This is a genomic window from Cytobacillus sp. C11.1, from assembly GCF_058145115.1.
In genome coordinates this window covers 596,386-620,118 of record NZ_CM176935.1, presented here as the reverse complement: position 1 = coordinate 620,118, position 23,733 = coordinate 596,386, and the positions used below count along the sequence as shown (strand labels likewise).

The 23,733-nt window shown below is 43.1% G+C and carries 18 protein-coding genes, 2 tRNA genes, 4 rRNA genes and 2 pseudogenes; 22 read left to right on the top strand and 4 right to left on the bottom strand.

Annotated features, from left to right (window positions below; all coding sequences use genetic code 11):
* The first annotated feature begins 51 nt into the window (after positions 1 to 51).
* From rrf (AC3ZVC_RS03100) to tsaD, 10 genes are all read left to right on the top strand, one after another.
* Positions 52 to 168 (top strand): 5S ribosomal RNA (rrf, locus tag AC3ZVC_RS03100).
* Positions 169 to 447: 279 nt separating this feature from the next.
* Positions 448 to 1,997 (top strand): 16S ribosomal RNA (locus tag AC3ZVC_RS03095).
* Positions 1,998 to 2,199: 202 nt separating this feature from the next.
* Positions 2,200 to 5,133 (top strand): 23S ribosomal RNA (locus tag AC3ZVC_RS03090).
* A 78-nt stretch (positions 5,134 to 5,211) separates the two neighbouring features.
* Positions 5,212 to 5,328, top strand: a 5S ribosomal RNA gene (gene rrf, locus AC3ZVC_RS03085).
* Together the 16S, 23S and 5S rRNA genes with 2 tRNA genes alongside form the textbook arrangement of a ribosomal RNA operon.
* A gap of 196 nt (positions 5,329 to 5,524) precedes the next feature.
* Positions 5,525 to 5,598, top strand: a tRNA-Met gene (locus AC3ZVC_RS03080).
* Between the two features lie 3 nt (positions 5,599 to 5,601).
* Positions 5,602 to 5,678 (top strand) — tRNA-Asp (locus tag AC3ZVC_RS03075).
* A 213-nt stretch (positions 5,679 to 5,891) separates the two neighbouring features.
* Positions 5,892 to 6,347, top strand: a complete 456-nt coding sequence (gene tsaE, locus AC3ZVC_RS03070) for a tRNA (adenosine(37)-N6)-threonylcarbamoyltransferase complex ATPase subunit type 1 TsaE (RefSeq protein WP_490066215.1) — start codon at positions 5,892 to 5,894, stop codon at positions 6,345 to 6,347.
* The gene (gene tsaB, locus AC3ZVC_RS03065; protein WP_490066213.1) at positions 6,344 to 7,048 is read left to right on the top strand and encodes a tRNA (adenosine(37)-N6)-threonylcarbamoyltransferase complex dimerization subunit type 1 TsaB; all 705 of its coding nucleotides are present in this window, start codon (positions 6,344 to 6,346) and stop codon (positions 7,046 to 7,048) included. Before tsaE ends, tsaB begins: the two co-directional genes overlap by 4 nt.
* Before the next feature lie 18 nt (positions 7,049 to 7,066).
* Positions 7,067 to 7,516 carry a ribosomal protein S18-alanine N-acetyltransferase gene (gene rimI, locus AC3ZVC_RS03060; protein WP_490066212.1) on the top strand — a complete coding sequence of 150 codons (450 nt, stop codon included), beginning with the start codon at positions 7,067 to 7,069 and terminating at the stop codon, positions 7,514 to 7,516.
* Positions 7,513 to 8,544: a tRNA (adenosine(37)-N6)-threonylcarbamoyltransferase complex transferase subunit TsaD gene (tsaD, locus tag AC3ZVC_RS03055; RefSeq protein ID WP_490066211.1), complete on the top strand. Its 1,032-nt coding sequence runs from the start codon at positions 7,513 to 7,515 to the stop codon at positions 8,542 to 8,544. Before rimI ends, tsaD begins: the two co-directional genes overlap by 4 nt.
* Positions 8,545 to 8,772: 228 nt before the next feature.
* On the opposite strand, the gene AC3ZVC_RS03050 is transcribed toward tsaD, so the two are convergent.
* Positions 8,773 to 10,695 carry an ABC-F family ATP-binding cassette domain-containing protein gene (locus AC3ZVC_RS03050; protein WP_490066210.1) on the bottom strand — a complete coding sequence of 641 codons (1,923 nt, stop codon included), beginning with the start codon at positions 10,693 to 10,695 and terminating at the stop codon, positions 8,773 to 8,775.
* Positions 10,696 to 10,894: 199 nt separating this feature from the next.
* On the opposite strand from AC3ZVC_RS03050, the pseudogene moaC reads away from it, so the two are divergent.
* The 4 genes and pseudogenes from moaC to tatC all read left to right on the top strand — a co-directional run bounded on the left by moaC (position 10,895) and on the right by tatC (position 13,075).
* Positions 10,895 to 11,379: pseudogene (gene moaC, locus AC3ZVC_RS03045) on the top strand (cyclic pyranopterin monophosphate synthase MoaC).
* Positions 11,380 to 11,405: 26 nt separating this feature from the next.
* Entirely contained in the window at positions 11,406 to 12,053 is a 648-nt protein-coding gene (locus AC3ZVC_RS03040; RefSeq protein ID WP_490066209.1) for a redox-sensing transcriptional repressor Rex, read from the top strand.
* 80 nt (positions 12,054 to 12,133) lie between these two features.
* Positions 12,134 to 12,303: pseudogene (gene tatA, locus AC3ZVC_RS03035) on the top strand (twin-arginine translocase TatA/TatE family subunit).
* A 16-nt stretch (positions 12,304 to 12,319) separates the two neighbouring features.
* Positions 12,320 to 13,075, top strand: a complete 756-nt coding sequence (gene tatC, locus AC3ZVC_RS03030; RefSeq protein WP_490066208.1) for a twin-arginine translocase subunit TatC — start codon at positions 12,320 to 12,322, stop codon at positions 13,073 to 13,075.
* A 22-nt stretch (positions 13,076 to 13,097) separates the two neighbouring features.
* Here the strand turns inward: tatC and AC3ZVC_RS03025 are convergent, their stop codons facing one another.
* The gene (locus tag AC3ZVC_RS03025; RefSeq protein ID WP_490066207.1) at positions 13,098 to 13,304 is read right to left on the bottom strand and encodes a DUF4305 domain-containing protein; all 207 of its coding nucleotides are present in this window, start codon (positions 13,302 to 13,304) and stop codon (positions 13,098 to 13,100) included.
* A 48-nt stretch (positions 13,305 to 13,352) separates the two neighbouring features.
* The gene (locus AC3ZVC_RS03020) at positions 13,353 to 14,087 is read right to left on the bottom strand and encodes a CPBP family intramembrane glutamic endopeptidase (RefSeq protein ID WP_490066206.1); all 735 of its coding nucleotides are present in this window, start codon (positions 14,085 to 14,087) and stop codon (positions 13,353 to 13,355) included.
* A 324-nt stretch (positions 14,088 to 14,411) separates the two neighbouring features.
* Between AC3ZVC_RS03020 and groES the strand changes: the two genes are divergently transcribed.
* Positions 14,412 to 14,696, top strand: coding sequence for a co-chaperone GroES (groES, locus tag AC3ZVC_RS03015; RefSeq protein ID WP_009336289.1), 285 nt, complete (start codon positions 14,412 to 14,414; stop codon positions 14,694 to 14,696).
* A gap of 65 nt (positions 14,697 to 14,761) precedes the next feature.
* Positions 14,762 to 16,393 (top strand): chaperonin GroEL, encoded by a 1,632-nt coding sequence (groL, locus tag AC3ZVC_RS03010; RefSeq protein ID WP_490066205.1) that lies wholly within the window; start codon positions 14,762 to 14,764, stop codon positions 16,391 to 16,393.
* Between the two features lie 478 nt (positions 16,394 to 16,871).
* Here groL and AC3ZVC_RS03005 read toward each other — a convergent pair whose 3' ends face one another.
* On the bottom strand, positions 16,872 to 17,498 hold the full coding sequence (locus AC3ZVC_RS03005; protein ID WP_490066204.1) for a DUF421 domain-containing protein: 627 nt from the start codon (positions 17,496 to 17,498) through the stop codon (positions 16,872 to 16,874).
* Between the two features lie 196 nt (positions 17,499 to 17,694).
* On the opposite strand from AC3ZVC_RS03005, the gene AC3ZVC_RS03000 reads away from it, so the two are divergent.
* The 6 genes from AC3ZVC_RS03000 to AC3ZVC_RS02975 all read left to right on the top strand — a co-directional run bounded on the left by AC3ZVC_RS03000 (position 17,695) and on the right by AC3ZVC_RS02975 (position 23,731).
* Positions 17,695 to 18,693 carry an ABC transporter substrate-binding protein gene (locus tag AC3ZVC_RS03000; protein ID WP_490066203.1) on the top strand — a complete coding sequence of 333 codons (999 nt, stop codon included), beginning with the start codon at positions 17,695 to 17,697 and terminating at the stop codon, positions 18,691 to 18,693.
* Between the two features lie 701 nt (positions 18,694 to 19,394).
* Positions 19,395 to 19,607, top strand: a complete 213-nt coding sequence (locus AC3ZVC_RS02995) for a hypothetical protein (RefSeq protein WP_490066202.1) — start codon at positions 19,395 to 19,397, stop codon at positions 19,605 to 19,607.
* Positions 19,608 to 19,855: 248 nt separating this feature from the next.
* Complete coding sequence (locus AC3ZVC_RS02990; protein ID WP_490066201.1) at positions 19,856 to 20,203, top strand: hypothetical protein; 348 nt, start codon at positions 19,856 to 19,858, stop codon at positions 20,201 to 20,203.
* Positions 20,204 to 20,262: 59 nt separating this feature from the next.
* Positions 20,263 to 21,426, top strand: coding sequence for a CpaE/TadZ family protein (locus tag AC3ZVC_RS02985; RefSeq protein WP_490066200.1), 1,164 nt, complete (start codon positions 20,263 to 20,265; stop codon positions 21,424 to 21,426).
* Between the two features lie 27 nt (positions 21,427 to 21,453).
* Complete coding sequence (locus AC3ZVC_RS02980) at positions 21,454 to 22,827, top strand: TadA family conjugal transfer-associated ATPase (protein ID WP_490066199.1); 1,374 nt, start codon at positions 21,454 to 21,456, stop codon at positions 22,825 to 22,827.
* A complete protein-coding gene (locus tag AC3ZVC_RS02975) occupies positions 22,805 to 23,731 on the top strand; it encodes a type II secretion system F family protein (protein ID WP_490066198.1) in 927 nt (308 codons plus the stop codon). The genes AC3ZVC_RS02980 and AC3ZVC_RS02975 overlap by 23 nt, the downstream gene beginning before the upstream one ends.
* Positions 23,732 to 23,733 lie beyond the last annotated feature (2 nt).

Sequence of the window (23,733 nt, the reverse complement as noted above, 5' to 3'; positions counted from 1 at the left end):
CTTCATGCATTATCTAGTTTTGAAGGAATGAATTTTCTTCAAATCAAATAGTCTGGTGGCGATAGCGAGAAGGTCACACCCGTTCCCATACCGAACACGGAAGTTAAGCTTCTCAGCGCCGATGGTAGTTGGGGGCTGTCCCCCTGTGAGAGTAGGACGCTGCCGGGCGAAGACAGAGAGTTTGCTCTTTGTCTTTTTTAACCCTCTAACACTGGTATGTTTTACCATAAGCATACACCAGCGGTGTTATTATATCAGAAGATTATATTAGAAATTTAATTCAATAAAACACAAAAAAGTGTTGACGAATTTAGGTGGAAATGTTATTCTAATATAGTTGCTTGATAGCGACAGAGGAATTGATCTTTGAAAACTGAACGAACAAAAACGTCAACGTTAATTCTTTAGTCTTTTTTGAAAAGACAACTTATGAGCTTAATCAACTCTTATATGGAGAGTTTGATCCTGGCTCAGGACGAACGCTGGCGGCGTGCCTAATACATGCAAGTCGAGCGGACGGATGGGAGCTTGCTCCCTGAAGTCAGCGGCGGACGGGTGAGTAACACGTGGGCAACCTGCCTGTAAGACTGGGATAACTTCGGGAAACCGGAGCTAATACCGGATAACTCTTTCCCTCACATGAGGGAAAGCTGAAAGATGGTTTCGGCTATCACTTACAGATGGGCCCGCGGCGCATTAGCTAGTTGGTGAGGTAACGGCTCACCAAGGCAACGATGCGTAGCCGACCTGAGAGGGTGATCGGCCACACTGGGACTGAGACACGGCCCAGACTCCTACGGGAGGCAGCAGTAGGGAATCTTCCGCAATGGACGAAAGTCTGACGGAGCAACGCCGCGTGAGTGATGAAGGTTTTCGGATCGTAAAACTCTGTTGTTAGGGAAGAACAAGTACCGGAGTAACTGCCGGTACCTTGACGGTACCTAACCAGAAAGCCACGGCTAACTACGTGCCAGCAGCCGCGGTAATACGTAGGTGGCAAGCGTTGTCCGGAATTATTGGGCGTAAAGCGCGCGCAGGCGGTTCCTTAAGTCTGATGTGAAAGCCCCCGGCTCAACCGGGGAGGGTCATTGGAAACTGGGGAACTTGAGTGCAGAAGAGAAGAGTGGAATTCCACGTGTAGCGGTGAAATGCGTAGAGATGTGGAGGAACACCAGTGGCGAAGGCGACTCTTTGGTCTGTAACTGACGCTGAGGCGCGAAAGCGTGGGGAGCAAACAGGATTAGATACCCTGGTAGTCCACGCCGTAAACGATGAGTGCTAAGTGTTAGAGGGTTTCCGCCCTTTAGTGCTGCAGCAAACGCATTAAGCACTCCGCCTGGGGAGTACGGCCGCAAGGCTGAAACTCAAAGGAATTGACGGGGGCCCGCACAAGCGGTGGAGCATGTGGTTTAATTCGAAGCAACGCGAAGAACCTTACCAGGTCTTGACATCTCCTGACAACCCTAGAGATAGGGCGTTCCCCTTCGGGGGACAGGGTGACAGGTGGTGCATGGTTGTCGTCAGCTCGTGTCGTGAGATGTTGGGTTAAGTCCCGCAACGAGCGCAACCCTTGATCTTAGTTGCCAGCATTCAGTTGGGCACTCTAAGGTGACTGCCGGTGACAAACCGGAGGAAGGTGGGGATGACGTCAAATCATCATGCCCCTTATGACCTGGGCTACACACGTGCTACAATGGATGGTACAAAGGGCTGCGAGACCGCGAGGTTAAGCGAATCCCATAAAACCATTCTCAGTTCGGATTGCAGGCTGCAACTCGCCTGCATGAAGCCGGAATCGCTAGTAATCGCGGATCAGCATGCCGCGGTGAATACGTTCCCGGGCCTTGTACACACCGCCCGTCACACCACGAGAGTTTGTAACACCCGAAGTCGGTGGGGTAACCTTTTGGAGCCAGCCGCCTAAGGTGGGACAGATGATTGGGGTGAAGTCGTAACAAGGTAGCCGTATCGGAAGGTGCGGCTGGATCACCTCCTTTCTAAGGATATTTACTTGAGACGTGACGTGTTTTGTTCGTTTAGTTTTGAGAGACCAATCTCTCTGGAATATTCGTTCTTTGAAAACTAGATAATGTTAATGAAGAAGCAATAACCGAGTAATCGCCATTTTAGTAAATTCTCTCTATGTTAAATAGAGTTAAAACCATTGGCTATTTCATCTTCGATGAATACGTCAAATACGGTTAAGTTAGAAAGGGCGCACGGTGAATGCCTTGGCACTAGGAGCCGATGAAGGACGGGACTAACTCCGATATGCTTCGGGGAGCTGTAAGTAAGCTTTGATCCGGAGATTTCCGAATGGGGAAACCCCCTATCCGTAATGGGATAGGATCTTTACCTGAATACATAGGGTATGGAAGGCAGACCCGGGGAACTGAAACATCTAAGTACCCGGAGGAAGAGAAAGCAAACGCGATTCCCTGAGTAGCGGCGAGCGAAACGGGATTAGCCCAAACCAAGAGGCTTGCCTCTTGGGGTTGTAGGACACTCTACACGGAGTTACAAAGGAACGAGGTAAATGAACAGGTCTGGAAAGGCCGGCCAGAGAAGGTAAAAGCCCTGTAGTTGAAACTTCGTTCCCTCCAGAGTGGATCCTGAGTACGGCGGGACACGAGAAATCCCGTCGGAAGCAGGGAGGACCATCTCCCAAGGCTAAATACTCCCTAGTGACCGATAGTGAACCAGTACCGTGAGGGAAAGGTGAAAAGCACCCCGGAAGGGGAGTGAAAGAGAACCTGAAACCGTGTGCCTACAAGTAGTTAGAGCCCGTTAATGGGTGATAGCGTGCCTTTTGTAGAATGAACCGGCGAGTTACGATTACATGCAAGGTTAAGTTGACAAGACGGAGCCGCAGCGAAAGCGAGTCTGAATAGGGCGAATGAGTATGTGGTCGTAGACCCGAAACCAGGTGATCTACCCATGTCCAGGGTGAAGTCCAGGTAACACTGGATGGAGGCCCGAACCCACGCACGTTGAAAAGTGCGGGGATGAGGTGTGGGTAGCGGAGAAATTCCAATCGAACTTGGAGATAGCTGGTTCTCTCCGAAATAGCTTTAGGGCTAGCCTCATGTAGTAAGAGTCTTGGAGGTAGAGCACTGTTTGGACTAGGGGCCCTCATCGGGTTACCGAATTCAGACAAACTCCGAATGCCAAAGACTTATCCATGGGAGTCAGACTGCGAGTGATAGATCCGTAGTCAAGAGGGAAACAGCCCAGACCACCAGCTAAGGTCCCAAAGTATACGTTAAGTGGAAAAGGATGTGGAGTTGCTTAGACAACCAGGATGTTGGCTTAGAAGCAGCCACCATTTAAAGAGTGCGTAATAGCTCACTGGTCGAGTGACTCCGCGCCGAAAATGTACCGGGGCTAAACGTATCACCGAAGCTGTGGATGGACATCTGCGATGTCCGTGGTAGGAGAGCGTTCTAAGGGCGTTGAAGCTAGACCGCAAGGACTGGTGGAGCGCTTAGAAGTGAGAATGCCGGTATGAGTAGCGAAAGATGGGTGAGAATCCCATCCACCGAATGCCTAAGGTTTCCTGAGGAAGGCTCGTCCGCTCAGGGTTAGTCGGGACCTAAGCCGAGGCTGAAAAGCGTAGGCGATGGACAACAGGTTGATATTCCTGTACCACCTCTTTACCGTTTGAGCAATGGGGGGACGCAGGAGGATAGGGTAAGCGCGCTGTTGGATATGCGCGTCCAAGCAGTTAGGCCGGTAACGAGGCAAATCCCGTTACCATACAGGCTGAGCTGTGACGGCGAGGGAAATTTAGTACCGAAGTTCCTGATTCCACACTGCCAAGAAAAGCCTCTAGCGAGGGAAAAGGTGCCCGTACCGCAAACCGACACAGGTAGGCGAGGAGAGAATCCTAAGGTGAGCGAGAGAACTCTCGTTAAGGAACTCGGCAAAATGACCCCGTAACTTCGGGAGAAGGGGTGCTCATTAGGGTGAATAGCCCTGATGAGCCGCAGTGAATAGGCCCAGGCGACTGTTTAGCAAAAACACAGGTCTCTGCGAAGCCGCAAGGCGAAGTATAGGGGCTGACGCCTGCCCGGTGCTGGAAGGTTAAGAGGAGAGGTTAGCGCAAGCGAAGCTTTGAATCGAAGCCCCAGTAAACGGCGGCCGTAACTATAACGGTCCTAAGGTAGCGAAATTCCTTGTCGGGTAAGTTCCGACCCGCACGAAAGGCGTAACGATCTGGGCACTGTCTCAACGAGAGACTCGGTGAAATTATAGTACCTGTGAAGATGCAGGTTACCCGCGACAGGACGGAAAGACCCCGTGGAGCTTTACTGTAGCCTGATATTGAATTTTGGTACAGCTTGTACAGGATAGGTAGGAGCCGTAGAAACCGGAGCGCCAGCTTCGGTGGAGGCGTCGGTGGGATACTACCCTGGCTGTATTGAAATTCTAACCCGCGCCCCTTATCGGGGCGGGAGACAGTGTCAGGTGGGCAGTTTGACTGGGGCGGTCGCCTCCTAAAAAGTAACGGAGGCGCCCAAAGGTTCCCTCAGAATGGTTGGAAATCATTCGCAGAGTGTAAAGGCACAAGGGAGCTTGACTGCGAGACCTACAAGTCGAGCAGGGACGAAAGTCGGGCTTAGTGATCCGGTGGTTCCGCATGGAAGGGCCATCGCTCAACGGATAAAAGCTACCCCGGGGATAACAGGCTTATCTCCCCCAAGAGTCCACATCGACGGGGAGGTTTGGCACCTCGATGTCGGCTCATCGCATCCTGGGGCTGTAGTCGGTCCCAAGGGTTGGGCTGTTCGCCCATTAAAGCGGTACGCGAGCTGGGTTCAGAACGTCGTGAGACAGTTCGGTCCCTATCCGTCGTGGGCGCAGGAAATTTGAGAGGAGCTGTCCTTAGTACGAGAGGACCGGGATGGACGCACCGCTGGTGTACCAGTTGTCTTGCCAAAGGCATCGCTGGGTAGCTATGTGCGGAAGGGATAAGTGCTGAAAGCATCTAAGCATGAAGCCCCCCTCGAGATGAGATTTCCCATAGCGTCAAGCTAGTAAGATCCCTGAAAGATGATCAGGTTGATAGGTCAGAGGTGGAAGCGTGGCGACATGTGGAGCTGACTGATACTAATCGATCGAGGACTTAACCAAGTTATTGGTGAATACTCGGCAACACTTCTTCATGCATTATCTAGTTTTGAAGGAATGAATTTTCTTCAAATCAAATAGTCTGGTGGCGATAGCGAGAAGGTCACACCCGTTCCCATACCGAACACGGAAGTTAAGCTTCTCAGCGCCGATGGTAGTTGGGGGCTGTCCCCCTGTGAGAGTAGGACGCTGCCGGGCTTTGGTTTTCTAAATGCTATATATGAGCATTTTAAAAATCACATAAATAATACTATCGCGGGGTGGAGCAACGAGCGTTGCTTCAAGAATATTCTGCGAGTTGTACCGATCGAGACGCATCTTGGTTATGCTTCCTGAGATCGGGACAGTCCTTATGCTATATGTGAGCATAGAAAAAACACATAAATAATACTATCGCGGGGTGGAGCAGTCCGGTAGCTCGTCGGGCTCATAACCCGAAGGTCGCAGGTTCAAATCCTGCCCCCGCAATCCGGTCCGGTAGTTCAGTTGGTTAGAATGCCTGCCTGTCACGCAGGAGGTCGCGGGTTCGAGTCCCGTCCGGACCGCCATTTTTATAGATTTAATTGAAAGAACGAAACAAGGTTTCGTCTTTTTTTATGTCTTTTTTAGTCTTCCTTCTAGTGCACCAACTAATGAAAGATGGCAGGCTTTGCCCATTGATTTAAAATGATGTACACTACATATAGATTATTCTCCTTAGGATTTATCCTAAGGTTTTTTTGTTCATAAGCAGATTAAACCACTAAAGGTGATGAAATAATATGAGTCAGATTGAGTTTATCTCGAACCAGCCAGAGGATACCATGGGATTTTCAAAAAGACTTGGCAGCCTGCTCCGGCCGGGGGATGTTCTTGCTCTGGAAGGTGATTTAGGTGCAGGTAAAACGACATTTACAAAGGGACTGGCACAGGGCCTGGGTGTAATCAGGAATGTGAATAGCCCAACTTTTACAATTATCAAGGAATACCAGGGAAGATTGCCTCTTTATCATATGGATGTATACAGAGTGGAAGATTCCTTTGAATATTTGGGTTTTGATGAATATTTTGAAGGCAATGGGGTCACAGTTGTAGAATGGGCTCATTTAATTAAAGACCAGCTTCCTGATGAATTGTTGACGGTTTCTTTATATTTGGGAGACAACGGATCAAGAAGGCTAATTTTGGAACCAAAAGGAAAGAGATATGAGGAATTGTGTAAGGAGATTATGTCATGAAGGTTCTATCCATCGATACATCCAATTACCCCCTAGGAGTGGCCCTCCTCGAGGGTGATAAGGTAATAGGCGAGCATATTACAAATGTGAAGAAGAATCACTCTGTCCGGGTTATGCCGGCTATTGATATGTTAATGAAAGAATGTGATGTCCAACCAGCTGATTTAGATAAAATCGTGGTTGCTAAAGGGCCTGGTTCTTATACTGGTGTTCGCATTGGTGTGACTATAGCAAAAACACTTGCATGGACATTAAATATACCGCTGGTAGGAGTATCAAGCTTGGAAATTTTTGCTGCTTCTGCAGGAAGGTACTTTGATGGGGTAGTATCCCCTTTATTCGATGCCAGGAGAGGACAGATTTATACTGGTCTGTATCAATATACGGAAGGTCAGTTAGTTTCTCTTGTGAAGGACCAGCTGCTTCTTTCTAAAGATTGGGCTGAACAGCTTTCTGAGCAACATGAGAAGGTGCTTTTCATAGGAAACGATTTGCCGCTGCATCGAAATGTTTTAGAGGAAATACTCAAAGATCAAGCTGTATATGCAGCACCAACCGAACACAACCCACGGCCTGCGGAACTTGCTTTATTAGGCAGAGACCGTGAGGGTGAGGAATTTCATTCTTTTGTTCCGAATTATATTCGTCTTGCGGAAGCCGAGGCCAATTGGATAGAAGCGAACAAAGAGAAAAAGCTATAGTGATGAGGAAGCGAAAGCATGAATAAGTCCTTAACTTTCCGTTTTATGAATGAGCAGGATATTGATGATGTTTTGGAAATTGAACATAAATCGTTTGCTACTCCCTGGAGCAGGGAAGCTTTTTATAACGAATTAACACAGAATCAGTTTGCCGTATACGTAGTTTTAGAAGAAGATGATAAAGTGATAGGCTATTGCGGAGTATGGATAGTTGTGGACGAAGCTCATATCACCAATGTTGCACTGCTGCCCGAATATAGGGGGAGGAAACTTGGTGGAGCACTAATGCGTAAGATAATTGAGGTTGCCGTTGAAATGGGTGCAAAAACGATGACCCTTGAAGTCAGAGTGTCCAATTTCACCGCACAGTCCTTATACCGCAAACTCGGCTTCCAGGATGGAGCAATTAGAAAGAACTATTATACTGATAACCAAGAGGATGCTTTAGTAATGTGGGTGAATTTATGAATAAAAAAGATCAATGGATCATGGGAATTGAGACGAGCTGTGACGAAACAGCAGTTGCCATCATAAAGAATGGCCGGGAGGTGGCGGCTAATGTTGTTGCATCCCAAATAGAAAGCCATAAACGGTTCGGTGGAGTAGTCCCGGAAATTGCTTCCCGCCACCATGTCGAACAAATAACTATTGTACTGGAAGAAGCATTAAACCACGCAGGAATTACTTATTCAGATCTATCTGCAATTGCTGTAACTGAAGGGCCTGGCCTTGTTGGGGCACTCCTTATCGGTGTAAATGCAGCAAAGGCCATTGCTTTTGCCCATGGGATCCCGCTTGTAGGCGTGCATCATATTGCAGGGCATATTTATGCTAACCGCTTAGTTGCTGAAATGAAGTTTCCTTTGCTTTCACTTGTTGTATCAGGAGGCCATACAGAGCTTGTGTATATGAAGGAACATGGCTATTTTGAGGTGATTGGCGAAACAAGGGATGATGCTGCAGGGGAGGCTTATGATAAGGTAGCAAGAACGTTAAGCCTGCCATATCCGGGAGGACCGCATATAGACAAGCTTGCACATGAGGGGAAGCCTACGATCAATTTGCCAAGGGCCTGGCTGGAAGAAGGATCATATGACTTTAGCTTCAGCGGATTAAAATCTGCAGTTATTAACACTGTCCACAATGCGGAACAGCGTGGGGAAGAAATTGTCCCTGAGAATCTTGCGGCAAGTTTTCAGGAAAGTGTTATAGATGTACTTGTAACGAAAACGGAAAGAGCTGTGGAGGAATATAAAGTTAAGCAACTTCTGCTGGCAGGCGGTGTTGCAGCGAATAAAGGACTGCGTGCAGCATTGGAGGACAAGTTTGCCTATAATCCGGATATAGAGCTAATTATCCCGCCACTATCTTTATGCACAGATAATGCAGCCATGATTGCAGCAGCAGGCAGTATTTTATTTGAAAAAGGCATTCATTCCGGCTTAGATTTGAATGCAAATCCAGGATTGGATATCGCTATCCACAACAATAAATAATATAGGTAAAAGTCCCCGGTAGTCCCGGGGGTTTTTTTTGTGGATAAAATGCTCGTTTTCTGAATTTTATGTGGATAATGTGGATAAAATACCGTGTTTCTGTGGATAATGTGGAAAACCCTGTGGAGACCGTATATAATCGACTTTTGTTTGTGGTTATCTTTGTGGATAATAAAAAAGACTGGCAGTGACTATCCTACCAGTCTAAAAGTTATGAATTTTCCTGCATTATTCATCTGCTAAAACTGTCCATTCATCCATTAGTTCTTCCAGTTTTGCTTTTAATTCATCATTATCTTTTGTTATTTCCAATACTTTTTCGTGGTCTTGATAAACTTCCGGATCGCAGAGAAGCTGATCATAATCTTCGATTTTCTTTTCCAGCGCTTCTATCTGTTCTTCGATTTCTTCCATTCTTCTTTTTCTTTGTCTTTCAACCTTTTTTGCTTCCTTATCTAGCTGATAATTATTTTTTTCCTGTTTTGAAGGCTGTGCAGAATGAGCATTGTTATTTTGATCAAACGCCTGCAGTTCTTCTTGCTCCTGCTTCTTTTCAACATAATAGTCGTAATCCCCAAGATATTCAGTTGCACCGCTGCTGGAAAGCTCTATCACCTTTGTGGTTATTCTGTTGATAAAATAACGGTCATGGGAAACGAAAAGTATGGTCCCCGGATAGTCAATTAAAGCATTTTCCAAGATTTCTTTGCTGTCCAGATCAAGATGGTTTGTCGGCTCATCCAAGATTAAGAAATTAGCTTTCTGCATCATCAGCTTTGCCAGCGCCAGGCGGGCTTTTTCACCGCCGCTAAGAGTTGAGACAGTTTTAAGGACGTCATCACCGGAAAAAAGAAAATTGCCTAAGATCGTGCGAATTTCTTTTTCAGGCTTAAGCGGATATTCATCCCATAATTCGTTTAGGACCCGCTTATTGCTGGTAAGCTCAGCCTGTTCCTGGTCATAGTATCCGATTGTTACATTGGATCCGTATTGTATATCCCCGGAAAGAGCCGATATCTTTTTCACAATTGTTTTCAGTAAAGTAGATTTGCCGATTCCATTTGGACCTACAAGGGCAATGCTGTCTCCTCTGGCAAGGCGGAAGGAAATATTCTCAGAAACTTTATCATTATATCCGACAGCCAGTGATTTTACATTTAAAACCTCATTGCCAGATTGCCTTTCAATATCAAAGCCAAACGATGCGGATTTCTCGTCTCCCAGCGGCCTGTCCATCACTTCCATTCTGGCAAGCTGTTTTCTCCGGCTTTGGGCGCGTTTGGTTGTTGAAGCTCGTGCAAGGTTGCGCTGGATAAAATCCTGAAGCTTTGAAATCTCTTCCTGCTGTTTTTCAAATTGCTTCATTTCCCGTTCAAAGTTTTCTGCTTTTTGGTCCAAATAGGAGCTATAGTTTCCAGGATATTTACGGATTTGGTGCCTTGAAATTTCGTATACCTGGGAAACAACCTTATCCAGGAAATAACGGTCATGGGAAACAATTAGAATGGCACCGTCATAGCTCTGCAAGTATTGCTCCAGCCATGATAATGTTTCAATGTCCAGGTGGTTTGTAGGCTCGTCCAATATGAGAATATCGGGTTTTGTCAGCAAAAGTTTTCCAAGGGCAAGCCTTGTTCTTTGGCCGCCGCTTAAGGATGAAATTTTCGTATTGTAGCCGAAAGAATTAAAGTTCAGCCCATGAAGAATGGAACGGATATCCGCTTCATACTGATAGCCGCCATTCTCTTTGAATTCTACCTGAAGCTTGTCATATTCCTTTAAGATTCGATCGTATGCATCGGAATTATTCATGGCTTCAGGGTCTGACATTTTTTCTTCAAGACGGCGCAGCTGTTTTTCCTGTTTTTGCAAATGCTCGAACACTGTCAGCATCTCATCCCAAATGGAAAGGTGGGACTCAAGGCCTGTATTTTGAGCCAGGTATCCTACCGTTACTTCCTTGGGTTTAATAATGTCCCCGGAATCATATGCCATATGGCCGGCTATAATTTTTAAAAGAGTAGATTTCCCTGCTCCATTACGTCCTACAAGGGCAATCCGGTCCCTGGTTTGTACTTCAAGCTTTATATTCGTTAAAATAGGATCAGCAGCAAAGTTTTTTGATAGCTGATTTACTTGTAAAAGTATCATTTTTTTCACCTCTATAGTATAGAGTAAGTGTAACTTATTCATATATGTTCGGCAATAAAGGAGGCAGGCCTTTTATCCTGCAGGTGCTGAATGGAAATATTTTTATACGAAAATAGTAAAGAAATATGTGAAGAAGCATACAAAGCCCGTACAAAGATGGGGAAAAATAGTGTATGATTTTGGAGAGAGGTGTTTTTTTATGGCGGATTTTACCCATTTTAATCAAGAGGGCAGAGCAAAAATGGTGGATGTCAGCGACAAGCCTGAAACAGCGCGGACAGCCATTGCCCAATCGAGCATAACTGTTAATAAGGAAATATACGAAAAGATTACATCTAATACCATGAAAAAAGGGGACGTGCTTTCTGTTGCACAGGTTGCCGGCATCATGGCAAGCAAAAAAACATGGGATATTATCCCAATGTGCCATCCGCTGCCGCTAACTGGCGTTGATATTTCCTTTACATGGAAAACTGAGCAGGAAGAAAATATTCTGTTCATCACACTGCTTCTGTAAAGACGAAAGGAAATACAGGTGTGGAAATGGAAGCGTTAACAGCAGCTTCTGTTTGTGCTCTAACTGTTTATGACATGTGTAAAGCAGTTGACAAAGGAATGGTAATCGGACCAACCTTTTTGATGGAAAAAACAGGCGGAAAAAACGGAGATTTTAAACGAGACTAATACATCATAGGGACGGAGATGAACGAATGGCCAATGAACCAATGAAAATACCGCAAGCCACTGCTAAACGGCTTCCTTTATATTATCGTTTTCTCAAAAACCTCCACTCCTCGGGGAAACAAAGGGTTTCTTCAGCGGAACTAAGTGAAGCGGTTAAGGTGGATTCGGCAACAATCCGCCGGGACTTTTCTTACTTTGGTGCTTTAGGGAAAAAGGGTTACGGCTATAATGTAAATTATCTGCTGTCCTTTTTTCGTAAAACCCTTGATCAGGACGAACTGACTAAAGTAGCATTGGTCGGAGTAGGTAATTTAGGGACGGCCTTTTTAAATTATAATTTTCTTAAGAATAATAATAATACCAAGATAGAAGTTGCTTTTGATGTGGATGAGAACAAGGTAGGAACGAAGATAGGGGATGTGCCTGTCTATCATATGGATGATCTGGTAAAGGTCATTGAAGAAAATGATATTCAGGTAGCTATCTTAACAGTACCGGCACCGCCAGCACAGGCGATTACTGATCGGATGGTTAAAGCCAAGATTAAAGGCATCCTGAATTTTACGCCTGCAAGACTGACCGTGCCTTCATCCATTCGGATTCACCATATTGACCTGGCTGTTGAATTGCAGTCATTGGTTTATTTCTTAAAAAATTATCCTGCAGAAACGTAAGCCATCCTGCATTCCAATAGATAACAGTTGAAGATTGTAATGGATTCGCTATTATAGGTAAGGGGAGGTGTGCAGCAATGATGAATCTTGGACCTGGAAGCCTCATACTCATTATCTTGATTGCATTAGTGATTTTTGGACCAAAAAAACTTCCGGAATTGGGAAGAGCAGCTGGGAATACATTACGTGAATTTAAAAACGCAGCGCAAAAGGCTTAGCGGACAATGACGATAAAAAAGATGCTAAGTAAGTTAGGATGAATAGATATGAGTCATAATGATATGACGATTTATGAACATATAGGGGAATTAAGAAAAAGGATAGTCATTTCTGTTATCTTTTTCTTTATCGCCGTAATATTTAGCTTTTTCCTGGCTGAACCGCTGATTGTTTATTTGCAAAAAGCGGATGAAGCGAAGGAACTGACGATGAATGCTTTCCGGTTAACCGACCCGGTTAAAGTTTATATGCAATTTGCTTTTCTGATTGCTTTTATTATTACATCGCCCGTGATTTTATATCAGCTGTGGGCCTTTATTAGCCCAGGATTATCTGACAAAGAGCGGAATGTAACACTGAGCTATATACCCGTTTCTGTCATTCTATTTGTCGGCGGAATCGCATTCGCTTATTTTATTTTATTTCCATTTGTAGTTGAGTTCATGACTTCCATTGCCAACCGGCTTGCGATCAATCAAGTAATTGGGATAAATGAATATTTTCAATTCCTTTTCCAGCTGACCATTCCATTTGGGGTGCTGTTCCAGCTTCCGGTAGTGGTCATGTTTTTAACAAGGCTGGGAATTGTCACACCAGCATATTTGGTGAAGATACGGAAATATGCTTACTTTGTATTAGTGGTCATAGCCGCTTTTATTACACCGCCTGATCTTTTATCCCATATGATGGTGACGATTCCGCTGCTGCTTTTATATGAAGTCAGTATTTTTATCTCTCGCATTTCATATAAAAAAGTATTGGAAGCAGAGAAGCTGCAGGAAATTGAAAGTGAGCAATCATAAAAAAATGAGCCTTATTGCGGGCTCATTTTTTGTTTTTTTTATTTTTCATTTTAAAATGGAAACCAACCATTCGCAGGCCGGTGCCAAGATCGAATGTGGCAATGATGATTAGAAAATAAGTAAAGAAACCCCATGCTTCTTCACGTTGTATATTTTGAATGGCTATAAAGGTAAAAAGGCATCCCAGCAGGATGTATACGATGCCTGAAAACAAAGGTGTGCTTCTCATCAAAATCCTCCAATAAAGTGAAAGCGAAACGATTTACTTCGCTGAGTGTTAGACTGCAATGCAGCTGATAAAGCTTTGTACATTTTCCATTTCCTTCATCCAATTTTCCAAGTTTTCCTGATTAAGCTGAATGACTGCCACAAGAGTATTCATGGCAACGTGGGCAAAAATCGGTACGATTATCCGTTTTGTTTTTACATATAGGAAAGCAAAGGTAAAGCCCATGGCCGAATATAAAAGAATATGTTCAGGTTCAAAATGGGCGAGAGCAAAAATCACAGAACTGATTAGGGCAGATAGGAAGAAGTTAAATCGTTTATGGAGAGAACCGAAAATAATCTTCCTAAATACGATCTCTTCCAGGATGGGCCCCACTACTGAGCTAATCAAGATTACGACAGGGGAGGCTTCTATGATCCGTATGATTTGCTGTGTATTTTCAGATCCCATTTCCACGCCAATCATGTTCTCAATGCTTGCAGCTGTAGCTTGAGCGATTAAAGCTAAAAATATGCCGCCAATTGCCCAGCCGACTGCGCTTGCTGCGGAAGAAGCATCTCTTTGTGCCAATCCCATTTTCATTTCTTTTCTCAATAAAAGAAGCGTAATGATCAATGTAATAGTGAAACTGATGACAAGCCAGTAGGCTACCGCCAGAATTTGCATGTTTTCGGGCTTCTGTCCGAGGAAGTCTGCAAATAAGAGGACCAGCGGAACGCCGAATAGACTTGAAAGCTGCATAGCAATATAGGCTATTAAAATAATCCAATATTCCTTCTTCAAAATGTTTACCCCTTAAAATTGATGGTTTTAAAACATGTACTAAAGCCATTTTACTCATAAAAAGGAGCCCGTTTCAAATTTCAGCGCTGCAGCAAAGGATTTTTTAGCTTACTGACTAAAAAGAAATCAAATGAAGCATACTTATGAGGTTGTTTGTGTCGAATTTTAGCGTCTTTTGGACGGTGCAAATTTTTTTAAAAAATTTAAGCTTCACCCTTGCAAATGGAAATGAGATTCATTAATATAATAATTGTGTTAGCACTCGATTAGGGAGAGTGCTAATAAATAAAAATATTTACATATTATTTGAGGAGGTTGTTTCACTTGTTAAAGCCACTAGGTGATCGAATTATTATCGAGCTTGTTGAAACTGAAGAAAAAACTGCAAGCGGCATTGTACTGCCGGACACTGCTAAAGAGAAACCTCAAGAAGGTAAGGTTGTAGCTGTGGGAACTGGCCGCGTTCTTGAAAATGGTGAGCGCGTTGCTCTTGAAGTTGCTGACGGCGACCGTATTATCTTCTCAAAATATGCTGGTACTGAAGTGAAGTACGAAGGCAAAGAATACTTAATTTTACGTGAAAACGATATTCTTGCTGTAATTGGCTAATAGCCGAAGTACGGTAGATTTTAAAACAGAAAAAGAGCTAAAAAAATTGAGGAGGTTTTATATAAATGGCTAAAGAGATTAAATTTAGTGAAGAAGCCCGCCGTGCGATGCTTCGCGGTGTAGATTCCCTTGCAAATGCAGTAAAAGTTACTCTTGGACCTAAAGGACGCAACGTGGTTCTTGAAAAAAAATTCGGTTCTCCATTAATCACTAATGATGGTGTTACAATCGCGAAAGAAATCGAATTAGAAGATGCTTTCGAAAATATGGGTGCGAAGCTTGTTGCTGAAGTTGCAAGCAAAACAAACGATGTTGCTGGTGACGGTACAACAACTGCAACAGTTCTTGCACAGGCTATGATCCGTGAAGGACTTAAGAACGTTACTGCAGGCGCTAACCCAATGGGTATCCGCAAAGGTATTGAAAAAGCGGTTGTTACCGCTGTTGAAGAGCTAAAAGCTATTTCAAAGCCAATTGAAAACAAGGAATCAATTGCTCAGGTTGCAGCAATTTCTGCTGCTGACAATGAAGTTGGCCAATTGATTGCTGAAGCTATGGAGCGCGTTGGCAACGACGGTGTTATCACAATTGAAGAATCTAAAGGATTCACTACTGAGCTTGATGTGGTAGAAGGTATGCAGTTTGACCGCGGATATGCTTCTCCATACATGGTAACAGATTCTGATAAGATGGAAGCGGTTCTTGAAAACCCTTATATCTTAATCACTGACAAGAAGATTACTAGCATCCAGGAAATCCTTCCTGTCCTTGAGCAGGTTGTACAGCAAGGCAAGCCATTATTGCTTGTAGCTGAGGATGTTGAAGGTGAAGCACTTGCTACATTGGTAGTTAACAAGCTTCGCGGAACTTTCAATGCAGTTGCTGTTAAAGCTCCTGGCTTCGGTGACCGCCGTAAGGCTATGTTAGAAGACATCGCGATTCTTACTGGCGGTGAAGTAATTACAGAAGAGCTTGGCCGCGACCTTAAGTCTGCTACAATCGACTCTTTAGGACGCGCTACTAAAGTAGTTGTTACAAAAGAAAACACTACAATCGTTGAAGGTGCTGGAGACAGCGCGCAAATCGGCGGACGTGTTAACCAGATCCGTACTCAAATGGAAGAAACAACTTCTGAATTTGACCGCGAAAAATTACAAGAGCGCCTAGCTAAGCTTGCTGGCGGTGTTGCAGTTGTTAAGGTTGGTGCTGCAACTGAAACTGAATTGAAAGAGCGCAAGCTTCGCATCGAAGACGCCCTTAACTCTACACGTGCAGCTGTAGAAGAAGGTATCGTTTCCGGTGGTGGTGTTGCCCTTCTAAACGTTTACAATAAAGTAGCTGCCATTGAAGCTGAAGGCGATGAAGCTACTGGTGTTAACATCGTATTGCGTGCGATGGAAGAGCCTGTACGTACAATCGCTCACAATGCAGGCCTTGAAGGTTCAATCATTGTTGATCGCTTAAAGCGCGAAGCAGTTGGAACAGGCTTCAACGCTGCTACTGGCGAGTGGGTAAACATGATCGAAGCCGGAATCGTTGACCCAACTAAAGTAACTCGTTCAGCTCTTCAAAACGCTGGATCTGTTGCGGCTATGTTCTTAACAACTGAAGCAGTAGTTGCTGACAAGCCGGAAGAAAATGCTGGCCCTGCAATGCCTGACATGGGCGGCATGGGTGGAATGGGCGGCATGATGTAATAACGTCCTTCCCAAACAAACCACTCCTCATTAGAGGAGTGGTTTGTTTCTATTTGATTAATGGGCGAGGAACTTCTTTTATTGTGATTTTACCCAAGCCAAACCCTGGAGGTAAGCATGATTTTTCATTATAAAAGTCCTTGCCAGCAGATTTTTTAGATTCTCTTTGGTTGGACATTTATAGGCGGGAAACAGGAGTATATTACCCGTGTCCGCATTATGGGTTCCAACGCCACCACCTTGTTGTCCTTGTTATTAAAGAATCCTGGTCATGATTATTTAGTATATTAAAGCTATTTCGTATAAGAAGCTTACATTTCTATATATAATCTTTTAAAACGATTTTTGTAAAAGGATATACTTCAGTTCATGAACCTAAGGAGGCTTTTTGTTTCTGGAATGGTTTTTTGAAAGAAGAAGGGTTAATTGATTGATATAAAAAAGGCTGCTGATTTTTTCGATCAGCAGCTATTTTCAGTTATTGCAAATGGCCGGGTATATTGTCTTTGGGAGCTTCCTCGGCTACTTCGGTAAAAATATCCTCTTTATTTTCGGGCAGGATATGGACTGAAAAGCCCTTAGCAAAAGCAGGTTCCAGAAGATTGATCAACTGCTGGACATCCGCCTGCAGCTGCTGAAATTCTTTTTTTGTTACAGGCTGGGCTTCTTCTTTTAATTCATAGCCTACCTGGCCGTTTGCCTCCAAAGTTGCCCATCTTACATCACTAATCACAGCTACATTTTGCTGCCTTAACTTCATTTCCAGCTGGTCTACTGTAAACCGCAGTTTTCTCAGGTTTGCCTCATTTAATTTTCCGTCTTCAATGATGATTTTAGATTGGCCAGTAATAAATTTCTCAAACTTGTCAGATTTGATTTGTGCATATTCCATAATGATTAAAGTGAGGACAAGAATGAAGCCTACAGCAAGAGTGGTCCAAATGCTATCACCTGAAACTGGCTCAATTAATAAAGAACCAATGCCGATCATAATCACCACTTGAGCCAAAGTCATTTGCGAAATGGATTTCCTGCCAGCCAGTCTTAAAAGCAAGGTACCGCCAATCACAACAAGGATTGATTTCCAGATCCAATCGAATTCCATCCTTGTCCTCCTTTTCATGTTTTTTAATAGTCTTCCACAAAAAGCAGCTGCTTATTGGCTTTTATATAATTATTTTACTAATAATAGATTTCCTATTGTTTCAAAGTTATTAAACGTGTTATTATCAAAATATTATAAAAAATAAGAACGAGTATTCAACAAGGGTACATAAAAAAATTTGCCGGGGGGATTTGGGATGAGGAAGATGTTGGCTATTTTAGCAAGCAGTGCATTATTGATGCTGGCTGCATGCGGATCAGGTAATGAGGAAAGCAGCGGGGAAGCGGCTGAAAAGAAAACGGTGAAAATCGGAATTACCCAGATTGTTGAACATCCATCATTGGATTCAGCAAGAGAGGGTTTTATTGCAGCATTAAAAGATGCAGGCTATGAAGAAGGAAAGAACCTTAAAATTGATTTCCAAAATGCACAGGGAGATATGAACAATAACATGTCGATTGCCCAGAATTTGGTGGCGGACAAAAATGATCTTATTTTGGCGATAGCAACTGCTAGCGCACAGTCTGTGGTTCAGTCTACTAAGGAAATTCCAATCCTTTTTACAGCTATTACAGATCCAGTGGGAGCGGAACTTGTACAAAACATGGAAAAGCCGGGGGGCAATGCAACGGGTACATCTGATACACATCCAGATGCCATCAAGGATACGATCAACTCGATTAAAACATTCGTTCCTGATGCTAAAAAAGTTGGAATCATATACAATGACGGAGAACCCAACTCTGTTGTCAATGTAAAACATGCGAAAGAAGCCATCGAAGCCGTTGGCCTGGAAGCTGTAGAAACAACCATTTCTACAAGCTCTGAAGTAAAACAGGCGGCAGAATCACTAGTTGGCCGTGCAGATGTATTCTATATTCCAAAAGACAATACAGTTGTCTCTGCACTTGAATCTGTATTGACAGTGGCCAATGAAAAAGACATTCCGGCCTTTGTTGGCGAAAGCGATTCCGTGAAACGCGGCGGCTTCGCATCTTATGGTTTTGAATACCATGACTTGGGATACACAACTGGACAAATGGCCGTTGATATCCTTGAAGGTAAAAAGCCAAGCGAAATCCCGGTCGGTTACCCGGAAAGCCTTGAGCTTGTGATTAATAAAAAAGCTGCGGAAGAACAGGGAATTACTTTGACGGATGAAATGCTGAAGGATGCTAAGGTAGTAGGAGAATAAATAGAAAGATACAGTCAGTAGATGCTGGCTGTATCTTTTTTTTGTCATTTACTCAGATTTTAGGATTAAATACAGAAGAAAAGGGTGATAAAACTGTCTTCATATGAAGGCAGTTTTTTAAATATAGATATGCCTTTCTGACTATTCAAGGATCAAAAGTATTCCCATGAATCTTTAGAATTAAATAAATTACTTATCCGACTATCTACAGTCCTTATTTTAAACTTATAGTGAAATAATACATATGCTGGTGAAAAATTACATTAATTTATTGTTTTGTAGTTATTTTAATATCATCAATAATACCTAATTGAGTATTAAATTTGCTAATGGAGGAGATTCGAAGAAAAACAAACCTAAAGACCTACAAATTGTAATATTTGTAATAAAACCCGGTGAAAGTTAAAAGATATTTTACGAATATACATTCCATAGCCACTATATAAATAGATCTTGATACCTATTATAAAGTCTTGATTTTGAGATATTAATAGGAAGAAAAATACAGACAGAATTCGACATTTCCATGGGCAGGTTTGACGGAAAGGTGAACGCGTGATAGTAAATATATAGTATAAAAAAAGGAAAATTTTTAAAAATACGGTTTTACATAATTTTAAACGGGGTAAATAGCAGGAAATATATTTCCATAATTTTTCATTTTAATAAAATATATCCAGATACAGGAGAGAAGATTTAGGATGCTAGAGTCAAAGAGGAGAGCCATTATTTTTATATCCATCTCATTAATCCTGGCCCTGATAGCCGGATTTATGTTTCTTCAAAAAGTAAGTGAGCTTAATAATAAACTGGGTGGAACAACAAAAGTTTATGTTGCCAGTGAACAGATTGATTCCAGGGCAATTATCAAACCGGAAGATGTAGAGACTGTTGATTTCCAAATAAATTTTTAGTTAAGGGATCCTATATAGAGAAACCAGAAGACATAGCAAATAAAGTATCCGTAGTTCCCATATCAAAGGGTGAAATTATTACGAAGAGTGTTTTAAAGGACTTCTCAGGGGTTGGTGATCCAAATAACCGCCTAGTTGCACTATTTGCCAATGAAAAAATATCTTTTGATGAGGAAGTTAAAGGTCATGACCGTGTAGATATAGTAGTCTCACACCAATTCGAAGGAACTCCAAAGACAGAAATTTTTATGTCCGATGTTTTTGTGTCTAGGATTTCTGAAAATAATAAGAAAAAATTGCTGGGTGTCGGTCTCGAGGTTTCAAAAGAGGATGCCCCTAAGCTTATTCACATGCAAAATTACGCAGATAGTATAAGAGTTTTAAAGGCTAACGTAGGTAAAGATCAACCGGCTCAAGAAGCTGTAAATGGCGATAAGGCTGCCGAGAAGCAGGCCGCTGAGAAACCGGCAGAACAAAAAGCTTCTAGCGAGAAATCAGCTGAAAAGCCGGCAGAACAAAAAGCTTCTAACGAAAAACCAGCCGAAAAACCAGCAGAGAAGAAGCCAGCCGAAAAACCTGCTGGAGAGGGAAATTAATCAGCTGCAAATTACAATGTTAATGCCAAAAAAGTATATTGATGTCGGAGGTACAACACATGGCTACGGGAAGCAATATTCTGCTTGTCAGTGACGATAAGCAAATCAGTGAGCAGATTATACAACAGGCACTTCAGGCATATCCAAGCCTGCAGCAGGCTGCACCCTCTGAGGTAAGAAAAGAAATTGACCGGATTGCGCCCGCTGTCGTTTTGCTGGTAAATCCAGAAGATGAATCAGGAATTGAACTAGTCCAATATATTCATAGTGAATATCCGGACATTATTATCGTTTTTATTGCAAAACAACAGGATTTCCTGGTGCTCAGAGACGCTTCAAGAGCAGGTGCTACTGATTTTTTTGTTCTTCCGGATGAAATGAGCCAATTCAGTGATCGAATCGAACGAATTCTGTTAATTGCTCAGGAACAAAGCAAACATCATTCACAAAGCATTGTTTCTAACCATGGCTTAAGAAGGGGAAGAGGGCAAATTTTTTCCTTTTACAGCGGCAAGGGAGGAAGCGGCGCAACACTTCTTGCAAGCACTTTTGCCCAGACACTTAAGTTAGAATCTACAGCACAGGTTATTTTAATCGATATGAATCTGCAATTTGGCGGAGCGGATATGTACTTAGGGATTGAAAGCAATCGTTCGCTTGCCGATTTAAAGCCGGTTATTAATGAATTGAATGAGAATCATATAAGGAATGTCAGTGAGAAAGAACCAAACTCCAAAATGGAGATCCTACTGAGCCCAAGAGATGCGGAGATCGCAGAGGGATTGAATGAAGACTTCTTCACTAAACTATTAAGGGCTTGCAGGCGCAGCTATGATTATGTCATTGTTGACCTGCCTTCAAATATGACATCCAATACATATGTAGCTTTGGAAGAAGCAGATGTTATTTACTATGTGATGAACTTGGACACCCCATCCCTTCAGGTGTTCAAACACGTAGAAGATTTATTTAAAAGACTGGGCATGGATACAGAAGAGCGCCTGGAAATTGTGGTCAATCAAAAAGGAAGAGAGAACGAATTGACGCCTGCTGATGTGAAAAATTTACTGACAGCTCCTGTAAGTGCTGAAGTAAGACGAGATATTAAAGGGGTACAAACCTTTATTAATAAAGGCGAACCACTAAGAAAAACAACTAAAGAGAAGAAGCTTATACCAGTTGCAAAAGACGTTCGAAAGTGGGTATTAACCCTTCTAAAATAATTGATACGATGGGGAAGGAGGGAAAGAATGTCGTTATTTAAACGTACAGAGAAGCATCACCCGGAATCATCAACATCAAAGGTGAGCTATTCTGCTTACGACAGCCCTTATATCGAAGAGCTAATCGAACATTATAAAACCCGGCTGCTGAGAGAAACCAATCTGGAACAGCTGACAAGCTTGACACAAGGTGAAATGCGGTTAGCCATCGAGCGTTTAATTAGCCAATTCATGACAGAAGAAAAAGTTATTATTTCCAGAAGCGACAAAGAAACCTTACTTACTCGATTAATCGATGAATCAGTAGGTTTTGGACCGCTCGAGCCCCTTCTTCAAGATGATGAAATTACAGAGATTCTTATAAATGGACATAATGAAGTCTACATTGAGAAAAAGGGACAATTGCAATTAACTAATCTGCAGTTTCGTGATGAAGCTCATGTAAGGCATATCATTGACCGGGTTGTAGCACCGCTCGGAAGGCGTGTCGATGAAAGCTCTCCTATGGTCGATGCCCGGCTTCAAGACGGAAGCCGTGTAAATGCAGTTATTCCTCCTGTTAGTTTAAATGGGACTCTCATATCTATAAGGAAATTCAGGGCCGATCCTTTTAAAATGAGCGATCTGATTGAATTCGGATCTTTAAACGAAGCAATGGCACAGTTTATCAATGCAGCTGTTTTTGCCAAGATGAGTGTCCTTATTTCCGGAGGTACAGGCAGCGGTAAAACAACTCTTCTTAACGCCCTTGCCAGATCAATACCTAGTGGCGAAAGGGTTATCACGATTGAAGACTCGGCGGAATTAAAGCTGGATCGGCCCAATGTAGTCGGAATGGAAGCGAGACCTCCAAACGTGGAAGGGACCGGAGAAATAACGATCCGGCAACTGGTGCGGAACGCCCTGCGTATGAGGCCTGACCGAATTATTGTTGGGGAGGTTCGCGGATCAGAGGCATTTGATATGCTTCAGGCAATGAATACAGGCCATGAGGGTTCACTTACTACAGTCCATGCCAACTCACCGCTTGACGCCTTAAAGCGGGTGGAAGGTATGGTTATCATGGCAGGCATGGATCTGCCTTCAAAAGTAATCAGAGAGTACATTGTAGGAGCATTGGATTTAATTATACAGGGAATACGCCTTCCGGATGGACAGAGGAAATTAGTTTCAATCTCTGAAGTCGTAAAAAACCCTAACGGAGAAGCGGAGATTCAAGAAATTTTCAGATTCAAACGTACGGGCATCGATGGAAGTGGGAAAATATTAGGCTACTTTACCCCAACTGGAGTCATTCCTAAATGTCTTGATAGATTAAGAATTTTTGGAGCAGATATAGACGAATCAATTTTTCATGCAGAAGAAGAGGTGAGGGACAGTGACCATATCTATTCTTTATAGTTTAGCTGTCCTCTTCGGGTTATGGGGAGTGTACAATCTATTAGGCTATCGAAATTCCAAAAAAGAGTGGCGGAATAAAGTTGGAAAATGGTACGGCCATAACAGCAACCGAAAAAGCTTCATTCTCGTTCTGGGTGACAAATTTGACCGGACCAGTATGGGTAAAAAAACGATTGATCAGCTAAGACGTGCAAACATTCAATTAATGGCATCAGAATTTTACGGAATATTATTTTTTGGCGCTATTACATTTGCTTTTTTCTTAAATAACTTTTTCAGCATTAAATTTCCTATAAACATTGTGGTATCGATGGTTTTGATGGAAGTAGCTAGGAGAGCCTTATTCTTAATCCGCCGCAATAAATACGAGGAGAGGATGAATGACCAGCTTCCTGAAATCTGCCGGATACTAGCTAACTCCACCCGGTCCGGAATGACCTTGACACAAGGTATTGGGATAGCAGCACAGGAGCTGAATGAACCTGCAAGGGAAGAATTCAGCAGGCTGTATAGTGAACTCCAGCTTGGGGTTGACTTTAATCGTGCACTTAGAAATATGCAAAAAAGAATATCGTCCAGGGAATATCAATTATTTGTAGCGTCCTTGTTAATTCAAAAACGGGCTGGAGGAAACATCCATGCCGTCCTGGACGAAATGGGAAAAACAATGGAAGAAAGAAAATTGCTATTGCAGGAAATTAAAACGATGACTGCAGAGCAAAGATATGTTGCATATATCGTACCTGTCCTTCCCATCTTTTTGCTTCTGGTCATGAACAATATCAATGAAGGATTTATCGATCCTTTATTTACGGGGATAGGACTTGTCCTGCTAGTGATATTTTTGATTGGTACTTTCTTAACATTCTTCTTAATTAAAAAAGTCACCAACATAAGGGTGTAGGC